Genomic DNA, 13567 nt, shown 5'->3' on the forward strand with positions numbered 1-13567 from the left:
ACCCCGCAAGCCCGGACGGCACCATGGTCGCCGTGACGGCCGGGACCCGACCCCAGATCTCGCCCTACGCGGTGTTCGACCGCGGCTCGTGGCGAGCCCTCGCGGCGGGCTCGACGCTGCCGCTCGACGCGGCGCAGCTGGAGGCGCTGGCCAGCCTGGGCGACCGGATCGACCTCGACGAGGTGACCACGGTCTACCTGCCGCTGGCCCGGCTGCTCGACCTGCACGTCGCCGCCAGCCGCGCGCTGTGGGCGGCGCAGCACGCCTTCCTCGGCGACCGCACGGAGAAGGTGCCCTACGTCATCGCCGTCGCCGGCAGCGTCGCCGTCGGCAAGAGCACGACGGCGCGCCTGCTGCAGACGCTGCTCGCCGCCTCGCCCGGCGCCCCGCGGGTCGACCTGGTCACCACCGACGGGTTCCTGCTGCCCAACGCCGTCCTGGAGGCGCGGGGGCTGCTCGGCCGCAAGGGCTTCCCGGAGAGCTACGACCGGCGGGCGCTGCTGCGCTTCCTGGCCGACGTGAAGTCGGGGCTGCCGGACGTGAGCGCCCCGGTGTACTCCCACCAGTCCTACGACATCGTCCCCGAGGCCCGGCAGACGGTGCACCGGCCCGACATCGTGGTGATCGAGGGCCTCAACGTGCTGCAGGCCGGCCACCGGGCCGACGGCACGGTCCCGGAGGTCTTCCTCTCCGACTTCTTCGACTTCTCCGTCTACGTCGACGCCGCCGAGGCCGACATCCGGCAGTGGTACGTCGACCGGTTCCTCGCCCTGCGCCGGACGGCGTTCGCCGACACCTCGGCGTACTTCCACCGGTTCGCCGACCTCTCCGACGAGCAGGCCCGGGAGACGGCACTGGGCATCTGGTCGGCGGTCAACGGCCCGAACCTGCGCGACAACATCGCGCCCACCCGCTCCCGGGCCCGGCTGGTGCTGCAGAAGTCGGCCGACCACTCGGTGCGCCGGGTGCTGCTGCGCAAGCTGTGAGGGCTCAGCGGCGGTAGCGCGTCTGCCCGTGCCCGCCGCCGAACGCGAGGACCTTGGCCGGCGGGACCCAGTAGACCCGGGCGCGGCCACCGCCCTCGACCACCTCGACGAACTCCTCGCCGGACACCTCGAAGTGCCAGTCGTCGCCGTACTTGGCAAGCCATGCCCCGGCCAACTGCCGCAGCTCGGCGGGGTCGGTCACGCGGACGGCGGTGCCCTCGACGACCACGTCGGTCCCGCTGTCCCAGCCGCCCGCCCCGGTGCTGCCGGTCGTCACCGCGACGTGCGGGTTGGTGTCGAGGTTGCGCGACTTCTGCTCCTCGGCGCCGGTGCAGAACGCGAAGGCGCCCTCGTGCCACACGCCGACGAGCGGGACGGCGTGGGGACGGCCGTCGGCGCGGACGGTGACGATCCAGTACAGCTGCGCCTCGCTCAGCAGGCGCTCGATGTCGGCCCACGGCGGCGGGGTGGCCGACGCGTCGCCGTACCTGGGGTCGATCTCTCCGGTGGTCATGCTGGTCGGACCCCGGGCGGGACGGCGACTCATCGGGGCGGTGCCGTTCCGGCACGGACCGTCCGGATCCCGGCCGTGTGGCGGGCGTGGCCGGTGGGCATGCTGCGCCGCGGTCCGGGCGGTGCGCCATGGCGGGAACTGCCCACCCCGGCGGGTGACGGTGGCGCGTGCACCCGCTGACAAGGAGGTGTGAGCGGGGGCACACTTCCGGCACGCCCGTAACAGGACGAACACGCCTAGTGACACCGGCTGCCCGGCCGGAGCTTCCCCAGGAGAGACCATGTGCTCCCACACCACCCCGTGCCCCGACGCCGACAGCGACGCCCGCGACCTGGCCGTCGTCGTCTCCAGCCACCCCGAGCAGGGCTGGCGGCTGCTGTGCAACGGCGTCGTGCTGTTCGACGACGACGGCGAGCTGCTGCCCGACGGCCGGGCGGTCCCCGACCACCACACCTGGCAGCTGCCCCAGCTGGTGTAGCGCCGGGCGCCCTCAGGCCCGGGCGCCCACCACGTCCTCCGTCGTCCCCAGGTCGTCGGGTGCGCTCTCGGCCCGCGCCGGGGTGCGCCCCCCGTCCAGGTCGGTGGCGATCTCGGCCGGGTCGGGCTCGGCGAACGCCTCCGGCGACGGGCACGAGCAGACCAGGTTCCGGTCGCCGTAGGCCTGGTCGATGCGCCGCACCGGGCTGAGGTACTGCCGGCCCACCAGCCCGCGCACCGGGAAGACCGCCGTCTCCCGCGGATAGGGCCGGCCCCACTCCCCCGCCACCATGGCGAGCGTGTGCGGCGCGTTGCGCAGCGGGTTGTCCGTCCGGTCGTACTCGCCGGCGGCGACCTTGCCGATCTCCGCGCGGATCGTCGCCATCGCCTCGACGAACCGGTCGAGCTCGCCCTTGTCCTCGCTCTCGGTGGGCTCGACCATCAGCGTCCCGGCGACCGGGAAGCTCATCGTCGGCGCGTGGAAGCCGAAGTCGATGAGCCGCTTGGCGATGTCGTCGTTGGTCACCCCGGTCGCCTTGGTCAGCGGCCGGATGTCGAGGATGCACTCGTGCGCCACGAGGCCGGTGGCGCCGGTGTAGAGCACCGGGAAGTGCTCGCGCAGCCGGGCGGCGAGGTAGTTGGCGCCGAGGATGGCGTGCTCGGTGGCCCGCCGGAGCCCGTCGGGGCCCATCAGCCGCAGGTAGGCCCACGAGATCGGCAGGATGCCGGCCGAGCCCCACGGCGCGGCCGAGATCGTCGGCCCCGCGCCGCCGGTGTCGGCCAGCGGGTGACCGGGGAGGAACGGCACCAGGTGCTCGGCGACCCCGATCGGCCCGACACCCGGACCGCCGCCGCCGTGCGGGATGCAGAACGTCTTGTGCAGGTTGAGGTGGCTGACGTCGGAGCCGAACCGGCCCGGCCGGGCCAGCCCCACCATCGCGTTGAGGTTCGCCCCGTCGACGTAGACCTGGCCGCCGGCGTCGTGCACCGCCGCGCAGATCTCCTGCACCTCGGTCTCGAACACCCCGTGGGTCGAGGGGTAGGTGAGCATGATCGCGGCCAGCCGCGCGGCGTGCTGCCCGACCTTGGCCCGCAGGTCGCCGAGGTCGACGTTGCCGGCGTCGTCGCAGGCCACCACGACGACGCGCATGCCGGCCATCACCGCGCTGGCGGCGTTGGTGCCGTGCGCGGAGCTCGGGATGAGGCAGACGTCGCGGTGCTCGTCACCGCGGGAGCGGTGGTAGCCGCGGATGGCCATCAGGCCGGCGAACTCCCCCTGCGAGCCGGCGTTGGGCTGGACGCTGACCGCCGCGTAGCCGGTGATCTCGGCCAGGTCGGCGCACAGCTCGTCGATCAGCCGCCGGTAGCCGCGGGCCTGCTCGGCCGGGGCGAACGGGTGCAGGGCCGCGAACTCCGGCCAGGTGACCGCGGCCATCTCGACCGCGGAGTTGAGCTTCATGGTGCACGAGCCCAGCGGGATCATCGTGCGGTCGAGCGCGAGGTCCTTGTCCGACAGCGACCGCAGGTAGCGCAGCATCGCCGTCTCCGACCGGTGCGCGGAGAAGACCGGGTGGGTCAGGTACGGCGTGCGCCGGCGCAGCCCGGCCGGGAGCGCGTCCGGACCCCCCTCGGGCAGCTCGCCCGCGGCCACCGCGAAGGACTCGGCCACCGCGCGCAGGATCTCGGGCGTGGTGGTCTCGTCGCACGCGACCTGGACGGTGTCGGCGTCGACCCGCCACAGGTTGATCCGCCGCTGCGCCGCCGCCGCGAGCACCTCGTCGGCCCGGCCGGGCACCCGGACGGCGAGGGTGTCGAAGTAGCTGTCGTGGGCCAGCTCCAGCCCGCCGGCGGTGAGCCAGCCGGCCAGCGCCTGGGCGCTGCGGTGCACCCGGGCGGCGATGGCCGCCAGGCCCTCGGCGCCGTGGTAGGTGGCGTAGGCGCCGGCCATGACGGCGAGCAGCACCTGCGCGGTGCAGATGTTGCTGGTCGCCTTCTCGCGGCGGATGTGCTGCTCGCGGGTCTGCAGCGCCAGCCGGTAGGCCGGGGCGCCGTCGGCGTCGACCGAGACGCCGACCAGCCGGCCGGGCAGCTGCCGGGCGAGGTTCTCCTGCACCGAGAGGTAGCCGGCGTGCGGGCCGCCGTAGCCCAGCGGGACGCCGAAGCGCTGCGTCGTCCCGCAGGCGACGTCGGCGCCCCACTCCCCCGGCGCCTCCAGCAGGGTGAGGGCGAGCAGGTCGGCGGCGACGACGACGGAAGCGCCGGCCTCGTGGGCGGCGGCGGCCAGCGCGCGGTGGTCGCGCACGGCGCCGCTGGCACCCGGGTAGGACAGCAGGACGCCGAACGCCCCGGCCTCGGGCAGGTCGGCCGGCCAGCCGCCGGACAGGTCGGTGACGTGCAACCGGATGCCCAGCGGCTCGGCGCGGGTCGCCAGCACGGCGAGGGTCTGCGGCAGCGTGTCGGCGTCGACCACGAAGACGGCGTCGGGCTTGGCGCGCCCCGCGCGGCGGACCAGCGTCATCGCCTCGGCGGCGGCGGTGGCCTCGTCGAGCATGGAGGCGCCGGCGACGGGCAGGCCGGTCAGGTCGGCGACCACCGTCTGGAAGTTCAGCAGCGCCTCGAGCCGGCCCTGGCTGATCTCGGGCTGGTAGGGCGTGTACGCGGTGTACCAGGCGGGGTTCTCGAGGATGTTCCGCTGGATCACCGCGGGCGTGACCGTGCCGTGGTACCCCAACCCGATCATCGAGGTGTAGACGTCGTTGTCGGCCGCGCGTTCGCGCAGCTGGGCCAGGACGGCGGCCTCGTCGGCGGCGGGCGCCAGGGCCAGCGGCGCGCGGTCGCGGACGGCCTCGGGCACGGTGGCGTCGACCAGCGCGTCGAGGGAGTCGTAGCCGACGGCGGCGAGCATCTGGGCCGTCTCGTCCGGCCGTGGGCCGATGTGGCGGGCGGGGAAGGAACCGGACGGATCGAGGTCGGCGAGCGACGGCAGCGCGCGGTCTGTCACTGGCTGGAGGTTACCAGCGGAAAGGACCGGCCCACGGCGCCCCGCACCGCCCGCCGATCACGTGCGGAACCCGCGCTGCGGCGCGGGCGGAGCCGGAGGAGAGCGGGTGAGGCGGCTCAGACGGCGGCGCGGCGGCGGCGGCGCTGGGACAGCTCGTCGTCGGAGAGGTGCACGGTGCTGCCGTCGATGCGCTCGGCCGGCAGCTCGGCCAGCTCGCCGGACAGCTCGCGCAGTGCACCGGAGACCGCGATGCCGAAGACCCCCTGACCGCCGGCGAGCAGGTCGACGACCTCCTCGGCGGAGGTGCACTCGTAGACCGTGGCGCCGTCGGAGAACAGCGTGACGTTGGCGAGGTCCTTGATGCCGCGGTTGCGCAGGTGGTCGACGGCCTTGCGGATGTTCTGCAGCGAGACGCCGGTGTCGAGCAGCCGCTTGACGACCTTGAGCACCAGAATGTCGCGGAAGGAGTACAGCCGCTGCGTGCCCGAGCCGGTGGCGGTGCGCACCGACGGGGCGACGAGGCCGGTGCGCGCCCAGTAGTCCAGCTGCCGGTAGGTGATGCCCGCGGCGGCGCAGGCGGTGGGGCCCCGGTAACCGACGAGATCGGTGTCCACGTCGTCGTAGGAGGGCGCGCCGACCGCGGCGTCGCTGAAGAGCTGACCCTGGGAGCCGTTGCTCTGGTCGCTCACGTCCAGCGTCCTCCTCGTGTCCCGGCCCGCAGCTGCGGCGGTGGACCCGGCGCTGCACCCACCAACCTCAGGCGTCACACCGGTGTTGTTCGCCGACCGTAAGCCGGGCCCTGGGGTGGGTCAACTGAGGAAGGCGGCGTGTCGCTGTGCTCTACCCGAACGAGGTGGGTGCAGCGACCCTACCGCCGCGACCGGCCCTCGCTCCGGTCGCGGTACGACTCGTGACCGGACCGCGATCCGGAACCGTCCGTCCCGGCCCCGGGGGTCCGGTCACCGGAGCACGGCCGCCGGAGTTCAGCCGCCGGACCCCGAGCCCGCGCCGAAGTCCTCCGGCGAGATCTGGTCGAGGAACTCCCGGAACTTCTCGACCTCGTCCTCCTGCTCGTCGGGGATCTCGATCCCCACCTCGTCGAGCAGGTCCTCGGCGCCGAAGATCGGCGCGCCGGTGCGCACGGCGAGGGCGACGGCGTCGGAGGGCCGGGCGCTGACCACCCGGTCGTCGCCGAAGACCAGCTCGGCGATGTAGATGCCGTCGCGCATCTCGGTGATGTTGACCGCCTCCAGGGTGGCGCCGAGCGCACGGACGACGTCCTTGAGCAGGTCGTGGGTCATCGGCCGGGCCGGGCGCACGCCCTGCTGCTCGAACGCGATCGCGGCGGCCTCGACCGCGCCGATCCAGATCGGGAGGTACCGCTCGCCCTGCGTCTCCTTGAGCAGCAGGATCGGCTGGTTGCCCGGCAGCTCCACACGCACGCCGACGACTCGAAGCTCCTGCACGGTGCGGCTCCCTCAACAGCGGCCCGGGGGTAGCGGGCGCGGGCGGTCACGTCGGGCACCCGGTGCGCGGCCCGGCACCCGACGCCCTCACGGTACGCCCGACCTAGGGGCGGAGGAGATCCCGGAGTCGCGCCTCCAGCAGGGCGGTGTGCAGCTGCGCGGAGAGCGCCGCGAGCTCCCGCAGCTTCTCCGTCGCGCGGGCCCGCGCCTCCTCCGAGCGGGCCCGCAGCAGCGGCGCCACCAGCTGCTCGATCAGCCCCGCCTCGCGGTCGGCGCCGTTGCTGTAGCCGCGCAGGTGCCGCGGCTCGATGCCGTGCCGGGCCAGCCCCGCGGCGGCCCGGGCGACCGGCAGGTCGGCGGCGGGGTGGCGGCCCTTCCCGTCGGGCACGAGCAGCCCGAACTGCACGCAGTCGGCCAGCTGCTCGGGCTCCAGGCCGGCGGCCCGGGCGAACTGGTCGGCCGGCATCGGCCCGCCGCGGTCGTCGTCCCCGCCCGGCCCGCCGGCCACCGGCGGCGGCACGGCCACCGGGCCGGTGGCCGACGCGGGCAGCGGCTCACCCCGGTCGAGCGCCTCGAGGTGCTCCTTGATGACGCGCAGCGGCAGGTAGTGGTCGCGCTGCGCGGCCAGGACGTAGCGCAGCCGCGCCACGTCCGCCGAGGAGAACTTCCGGTAGCCCGACGGCGTGCGCTGCGGGTGGACGAGGTCCTCGGACTCCAGGTACCGGATCTTGCTGATCGTCACGTCGGGGAAGTCGTCGCGAAGAACAGCCAGCACCTCGCCGATGGTCAGGCGGGGGGTGTGCTGGTCGGCGGCGGTCCCGATCGCGCTCTCGCGCGGGTCGGGCACCGGTCAGCGGGCGGCGGGCTCGCCGGTGCGCGGACCGGTGAGGTAGACCAGCCGGAACTTGCCGATCTGCACCTCGTCGCCCCCGGCGAGGGTGGCGACGTCGACCGGCTCGCGGTTGACGTAGGTGCCGTTGAGGCTGCCGACGTCGTGCACCGAGAAGCCACCGCCCTCGCGGTGGAACTCGACGTGCCGGCGGCTGACGGTCACGTCGTCGAGGAAGATGTCGCTGTCGGGGTGCCGGCCGGCGGTGGTCACGTCCTGGTCGAGGAGGAACCGGCTGCCGGCGTTCGGGCCGCGCTTGACCACCAGCAGGGCCGAGCCGGGCGGCAGCGAGTCGACGGCGCCGGCGTGCGCGTCGGCGGTGTCCGGGGTGACCTCGACCTGCTCGCCGGAGTCCTCGCCGCCGACCTTGGGGATGACGCTGGTCGACTCCCCCACCCGCTCCTGCGACAGGGCGGCACCGCACTGCGCGCAGAAGCGACTGCCCTCGGGGTTGTTGTGGCCACAACGAGTGCAGTGCACGTCTGTCTCCTCCGGTGCAGGTGGCACCGCCGCGGGCCAGGTGGCTGGCCGGCGGCGGCCGGCGTACGACGGGCCGGACAGCCCGTCGCGGGTCGGCCACCGTGGGGTCACGGCGCGCCGTGGGTCATGGAACCAGCCGGTCGGCCCGAGGGTCAACCGGACGAACAGAGCGAGGGTCGGGCCTCGCCGACTGGCCGTCGGAAGACCCGGTCCGACCGAGAGCATAGTGAGCGCAACGCGCCCGTAACGCCCGTGGTCGGCGCACTCTAGGACGCGTCGACCAGCGCCTGGTAGGCGTCGGCGTCGAGCAGGCCGGCGGTCGGGTCGTCGCCGCCCTCGACGCGGATCTCCACCAGCCAGCCCTCGCCGTACGGATCGGCGTTGACCGTCTCCGGTGCGTCGGCGAGGCGGTCGTTGACGGCGCTGACGACGCCGGCGAGCGGCGCGTACACGTCGGACACCGACTTGGTCGACTCGACCTCGCCGATGGCGGCGCCGGGGGCCACCTCCTCCCCCACCTCGGGCAGCTGGACGTACACGATGTCGCCCAGCGCGTCCTGCGCGTGGTCGGTGATCCCGACCCGCACGACCGTCGCACCGTCCTCGGAGCCCTGGACCAGGGCCCACTCGTGCTGGTCGGTGTAACGGCGGTCGCCGGGTGTGGCCATGCGGTGCGGCTCCTCGTGCAGGGGGTGGGGTGGCGACGGCGTCAGTCGCCGTCGGACTCCGGCGAAGCGTATTCAGGCGTGTCGAGGGGTCGCAACGCGTCCACCACGACCAGGTCGGCCTGGGCGATCTCGACCGACCCGCCGCGGCCGCCGATCCGCTGGACCACGCCGCCGGGGATGTTCATCGCCGTCTCCAGGTCGGGTGGCGAGCCGATGGCCAGCACCTCGTAGGGCGCGGTGATCTCCTGGCCGTCGACGAGCAGCTCCCCGGGCTCGCCGGTGACCGCGCTGGAGACCCCGATGCGCACGCCGTCGATCTGCATGGTCTCGGCCCCGGCGCCGCGCAGCTCCTGGATGGCGTCGAGCAGGTCGGCGACCCGCACCTCGCCGTCGGGGTCGCGGATCACCATGCGCAGGCCCGGGCCCTGGGCGGGGATCGTGCCGTTGAGGATGCCGATGGCCTCGGCCCGCTGGCGGGCCTCCTCCAGCGCGGCCGCGGACTGGCTGTCGGAGTTGTTCAGCTGCTCGAGCGCCGCGCGCTGCTCGGCGATCTGCTGGCGCAGCCGGTCCTCCTGCGCGTTGAGCTCGTCGAGGATGCGGACCAGGTCCTCCTCGCGCGCACCGGCCAGCAGCCCTTCTGCGTCGTTGCTGCGCACCTGCACCGCGAAGGCGAAGCCGAGCAGCAGCGTGAGGACGCCGATCAGCACCGCGGCCAGCGGATCGCGCCGGCGGCGGCGGGGCGCCGGGGTGGCTCCCTCGTCGGCCTGCTCGGCGACCGCCGGCTCCGCCCCGTCGTCGGGCTCGGCACCTTCGCTCGCGTCGTCCGGCTGCGCTTCGTCGTCCGGCTGCGCCCCCTCGTCCGGCCCCGGCTCGGCGGGGTCGACGCACGCCTCGGCCGGGACCTCGGCTCCCGGCCCGCCGGGCGGGTCCTCCTCCGGCGCGGCGCCGGGCCGCGGCTCGCCGCTCATGCCCGGAAGACGTGCCGGCGGATCGCCGCCGCGTTGCCGAAGATGCGGATGCCCAGCACGACGACGACGGCGGTGGACAGCTGCGCGCCGACCCCCAGCTGGTCGCCGAGGAAGACGATCAGCGCCGCCACGACCACGTTGGACACGAACGAGATGACGAACACCTTCGCGTCGAAGATGCCGTCGAGGCGGGCGCGGAACCCGCCGAAGACGGCGTCCAGCGCGGCGACCACCGCGATCGGCAGGTAGGGCTGCAGCCACAGCGGCACGGTGGGGTCGAAGACCAGCCCGAGGACGACGCCGAGGGCCAGGCCGAGGATCGGGATCACGGGTCAGCCCCCCGGGGCCTGGTCCGGTGCCGGCTCGTCCGGGAGGGGCACGGCCGAGCGCAGCTCGGGCGGGGCGGCGGCGGGCAGGGACAGCTCGTTCTCCTTGGCGAAGTCGAAACGCAGCCCGTAGGACTCGGAGATCACGGCCAGGGCGCCGACCTCGGGGCTGGCGAGGAACTCGTCGCGCAGCGCGTCCGGGTCGCCGATCGCGCTCACCTCGTACGGGTTGGTCACCGGGTTGAAGTCCACCAGCACCGCCTCGCCGGCGAAGCGGATCGCGCTCGTCGGCCCGAGCCGCTGCCCGTTGATGCTGACCGCCTCCGCCCCGGCGGCCCACAGCGCGTTGACCACCAGCTGCAGGTCGCCGTCGCGCACGAGGCCGTTGGGGTCGGTCTCGGCCTCCCCGCCGACCGGGTCGGAGTCGGCGTCGGGCTCGGCGTCGGCCAGCGTCACCAGCAGGCCCGGACCGGTCACCGCCACCGCCGCCGCGCCTGCCTCGGCGGCGGCGAGCTGCTCGAGCGCGCGCTGGCCCACGGCGGTGGTCCGCAGCGCCTGCTCACGGGTCCGGTTCACCTCGGTGCGCAGCGCGGCCAGCTGGTCGGCGAGCCCGTCGGCGGTGGCGGTCTCGTCGCGGATGTCGCCCAGCAGCGCCGAGCGGACCTCCTCGCGGCCACCCGCCCCGGCGGCGGCCTGGTCGTAGGTGACCGCGGCGAGCAGCCCGGCGACCACCATGACCAGCGCCACCACGAGCTGCCCCCGGCGCCGCCGCGGACCGGTGCCCGGCGGCTCCTCCCCCGCCGCCGCGGCCTTGCGGGCCGCGGCCTGCGCGTAGGCGGGGTCGAGGGTCTCGGCCATCACCTGGTCGAGCAGCGAGGCGCCCATCGAGCGCAGCCCGCCGCCGCGTTGCACGGTGGAGCTCACGGCCCCGCCCCGGTACGCGCCGCGCGCACCAGGCCGGCCGCCTGCACCACGTAGAGCAGGCCGGCGAGCAGGTAGAAGGCGGTGCCCCAGATGGTGAAGGCCCACGCCACCGGCTCGGCCACCCGCGCCACGGGCCCGTCGCCCTGGGCCAGCAGCAGGATCGGGAAGGCGTAGAGCATGAGGAACGTCGCGGCCTTGCCCAGGTAGTGCACCTGCAGCGGCATGTAGCCGTAGCGGCGCAGCACCAGCAGCGTCACCGCCAGCACCACCTCGCGGCCGAGCAGCACGAGCACCAGCCACAGGGGCACGACCCCGCGCAGCGTCAGCGCGACCAGCGCGGCGACGATGTAGAGGCGGTCGGCCGCCGGGTCGAGCAGCGCGCCCAGCCGGCTGCCCTGGTCGAGCAGCCGGGCGAGCTTGCCGTCGGCCCAGTCGCTGAGGCCGGACAGGGCCAGCACGACGATCGCCCAGCCGTCGGCCTCGGGGCCCAGCAGCAGCCAGAGGAACAGCGGGACGCCGAGCAGCCGCAGCACCGACAGCGCGTTGGGCACCGTCCACACGCGGTCGGCCAGCAGGTTGCGGTCGGGCAGGGGGACGGCGGAGGTGCCCGGGGGGACGTGGGCAGCGGCCGACGGCCCGTTCGACGTCGTCACTGCTCCTCCAGCCTCGTGCACACCGTGCCCGAGGCTAGTCGAAGGACCCTCGCGCCCCCCACCACTCGCGAGCCCGCGGCGGGTCAATGCACGAGGGCCGCTCCAGCGCCCCTGCTACCGCGCCACCCTCACACCGGGACGGCCACCACCGACGCCGGGGCCGGCTCGTAGCCCAGCGGCCGCCGGCTGAAGCTGCCGGTGCCGTGGGAGACCGAGCGCAGCGCGCTGCCGTAGGTGAGCAGCTCGACCTCCGGCACCTCGGCCCGGACGACGGTCCGGTCGCGGTCGGGATCGGGGTCGGCGTCGCTGCCGGTGACCCGGGCCCGCCGCGAGGAGAGGTCGCTCATCACCGCGCCCACGTACTCCGCGGGCACCGACACCTCCACCTCGCACCACGGCTCGAGCACCTTCGTGCCCGACGCGGCCACCGCCTCGCGCAGCGCCAGGGCGCCGGCCGCCTGGAACGCGGCGTCGGAGGAGTCGACCGAGTGCGCCTTGCCGTCGACCAGGGTCAGGTGGACGTCGACGATCGGCCGGTCACCGGAGACACCCCGCTCGGCCTGCGCGCGGACGCCCTTCTCCACGCTGCCGTGGAACTGGCTGGGCACGGTGCCGCCGACGATCCGCTGCTCGAAGACGATGCCCGAACCGGGGGGACCGGGCTCGACCTCGAGCACCACGATCGCGTACTGCCCGTGGCCGCCGGACTGCTTGACGTGCCGGCCGGTCACCCGCGCCGGCCCGGCGAGGGTCTCCACCATGGGCACCCGGACCGGCACCGTGTTGACGGCGACCCCGTGCCGCGTGCGCAGCCGGTCGAGCAGCACCTCGGCGTGCGCCTCCCCGACGCACCACAGCAGCAGCTGGTTGGTGTCGGCGCGGCGCTCGAGCCGCACGGTGGGGTCCTCCGCCACCAGCCGGGCGAGGGCGGTGGCCAGCCGGTCCTCGTCGGCGCGCGAGGCGGCCTCGACCGCGACCGGCACCTGCGGGACGGGCAGGTCCCACGGCGGCACCAGCCGGGGGTCCTCCGGGGAGGAGAGGGTGTCGCCGGTCTCGGCCGAGGTCAGGCGCGCGACGGCGCAGACGTCGCCGGCCGGGCAGGAGGAGACCGTGCGCAGGGTCGCGCCCAGCGGTGAGGAGAGCGCGCCGATCCGCTCGTCGACGTCGTGGTCGGGGTGCCCGCGGTCGGCCATGCCGTGGCCGGAGACGTGCACCGGCGTGTCCGGCCGCAGGGTGCCCGAGAAGACGCGGACCAGCGACACCCGGCCGACGTAGGGGTCGGTCGTCGTCTTGACGACCTCGGCCACCAGCGGGCCGTCGGGGTCGCACGACAGCGACGGGGCCGGGCCGCCGTCGGGCCGGGTGACCGGCGGGCAGCCGTGCTCCATGGGGCAGGGGAACGCCGAGACGAGCAGGTCCAGCAGCTCCGCCACGCCGACGCCGGTCAGCGGGGCGACGGCCAGGATCGGGTGGAAGTGCCCGCGCGCGACCGCGGTCTCCAGGTCGGCGATCAGGTCGGCGACGGCCAGTTCCTCGCCGCCGAGGTAGCGGTCCATGAGGGACTCGTCCTCGGACTCGCCGATGATCCCCTCGATGAGCTCGCCGCGGAGCCGGTCGGCGTCGCTGACCTCGACGTGCGGCTCCAGCAGCGAGACCAGCCCGGTGGGCGAGCCGTCGGCGCCGCGCTCGACCAGGTGCAGGGGGAAGACGCCCTCCCCCAGCATCAGCTGGCACATGCGGACGGCCTCGTCGACGTCGGCCCGCGGCCGGTCCAGCTGGGTGATGACCACCGCGCGCGGCATGCCGACGGCGGCGCACTCCTCCCACAGCTGGACGGTCGCGGCGTCGACACCGTTGACGGCGGACACCACGAACAGGGCCGCGTCGGCGGCGCGCAGCCCCGCCCGCAGCTCGCCGACGAAGTCGGGCGAGCCGGGGGTGTCCAGGAGGTTCAGCTTGTGCCCGGCGTGCTCCACGGCCGCCACGCCGAGGGACACCGAGCGCTGCTGGCGGACCTCGACCTCCTCGTTGTCGAGGCAGGTCGTGCCCTCCTCGACCCGGCCGGCCCGGGGCAGCGCGCCCGTGGCGACCAGCAGCGCCTCGGCGAGCGTCGTCTTCCCCGCGCCGGCGTGGCCCACCAGCGCCACGTTGCGCACCTGCTGTGCGGGACGCGGCGCCGGCGCCGTCCCGGTGTCCTTCGCCATGGCTGCCCGTC

Annotated in this window: 14 protein-coding genes; 2 read left to right on the top strand and 12 right to left on the bottom strand. The window is 74.9% G+C overall.

The window, feature by feature from the left end; translation table 11 throughout:
• Window positions 1–23 precede the first annotated feature (23 nt).
• Window positions 24–986: a type I pantothenate kinase gene (coaA, locus tag ACI797_RS07165; RefSeq protein ID WP_456857912.1), complete on the top strand. Its 963-nt coding sequence runs from the start codon at window positions 24–26 to the stop codon at window positions 984–986.
• 4 nt (window positions 987–990) lie between these two features.
• Here the strand turns inward: coaA and ACI797_RS07170 are convergent, their stop codons facing one another.
• A complete protein-coding gene (locus ACI797_RS07170) occupies window positions 991–1500 on the bottom strand; it encodes a pyridoxamine 5'-phosphate oxidase family protein (protein WP_456857913.1) in 510 nt (169 codons plus the stop codon).
• 280 nt (window positions 1501–1780) lie between these two features.
• Between ACI797_RS07170 and ACI797_RS07175 the strand changes: the two genes are divergently transcribed.
• Complete coding sequence (locus tag ACI797_RS07175; RefSeq protein ID WP_456542587.1) at window positions 1781–1978, top strand: DUF5999 family protein; 198 nt, start codon at window positions 1781–1783, stop codon at window positions 1976–1978.
• A gap of 12 nt (window positions 1979–1990) precedes the next feature.
• Here ACI797_RS07175 and gcvP read toward each other — a convergent pair whose 3' ends face one another.
• From gcvP to ACI797_RS07230, 11 genes are all read right to left on the bottom strand, one after another.
• Window positions 1991–4978, bottom strand: coding sequence for an aminomethyl-transferring glycine dehydrogenase (gene gcvP, locus ACI797_RS07180; RefSeq protein WP_456857915.1), 2988 nt, complete (start codon window positions 4976–4978; stop codon window positions 1991–1993).
• A 116-nt stretch (window positions 4979–5094) separates the two neighbouring features.
• Entirely contained in the window at window positions 5095–5667 is a 573-nt protein-coding gene (locus ACI797_RS07185) for a MerR family transcriptional regulator (protein ID WP_456857916.1), read from the bottom strand.
• Window positions 5668–5961: 294 nt separating this feature from the next.
• Entirely contained in the window at window positions 5962–6444 is a 483-nt protein-coding gene (locus ACI797_RS07190; protein ID WP_448623444.1) for a bifunctional nuclease family protein, read from the bottom strand.
• A 103-nt stretch (window positions 6445–6547) separates the two neighbouring features.
• Complete coding sequence (ftsR, locus tag ACI797_RS07195; RefSeq protein WP_456857917.1) at window positions 6548–7291, bottom strand: transcriptional regulator FtsR; 744 nt, start codon at window positions 7289–7291, stop codon at window positions 6548–6550.
• A 3-nt stretch (window positions 7292–7294) separates the two neighbouring features.
• Window positions 7295–7813 carry an oxoglutarate dehydrogenase inhibitor Odhl gene (gene odhI, locus ACI797_RS07200; RefSeq protein ID WP_456542591.1) on the bottom strand — a complete coding sequence of 173 codons (519 nt, stop codon included), beginning with the start codon at window positions 7811–7813 and terminating at the stop codon, window positions 7295–7297.
• A 266-nt stretch (window positions 7814–8079) separates the two neighbouring features.
• Complete coding sequence (gene gcvH / locus ACI797_RS07205; protein WP_456857920.1) at window positions 8080–8481, bottom strand: glycine cleavage system protein GcvH; 402 nt, start codon at window positions 8479–8481, stop codon at window positions 8080–8082.
• A 41-nt stretch (window positions 8482–8522) separates the two neighbouring features.
• The gene (locus ACI797_RS07210) at window positions 8523–9449 is read right to left on the bottom strand and encodes a DUF881 domain-containing protein (protein WP_456857921.1); all 927 of its coding nucleotides are present in this window, start codon (window positions 9447–9449) and stop codon (window positions 8523–8525) included.
• Window positions 9446–9778 carry a small basic family protein gene (locus ACI797_RS07215; RefSeq protein ID WP_456542594.1) on the bottom strand — a complete coding sequence of 111 codons (333 nt, stop codon included), beginning with the start codon at window positions 9776–9778 and terminating at the stop codon, window positions 9446–9448. The genes ACI797_RS07210 and ACI797_RS07215 overlap by 4 nt, the downstream gene beginning before the upstream one ends.
• Before the next feature lie 3 nt (window positions 9779–9781).
• Entirely contained in the window at window positions 9782–10699 is a 918-nt protein-coding gene (locus tag ACI797_RS07220; protein ID WP_456857923.1) for a DUF881 domain-containing protein, read from the bottom strand.
• Window positions 10696–11352 (bottom strand): CDP-alcohol phosphatidyltransferase family protein, encoded by a 657-nt coding sequence (locus tag ACI797_RS07225; RefSeq protein ID WP_456857924.1) that lies wholly within the window; start codon window positions 11350–11352, stop codon window positions 10696–10698. Before ACI797_RS07225 ends, ACI797_RS07220 begins: the two co-directional genes overlap by 4 nt.
• Window positions 11353–11480: 128 nt before the next feature.
• Entirely contained in the window at window positions 11481–13556 is a 2076-nt protein-coding gene (locus tag ACI797_RS07230) for an elongation factor G-like protein EF-G2 (protein WP_456857925.1), read from the bottom strand.
• Between the last annotated feature and the right edge of the window lie 11 nt (window positions 13557–13567).

The organism is Geodermatophilus sp. SYSU D00691 (assembly GCF_054050275.1).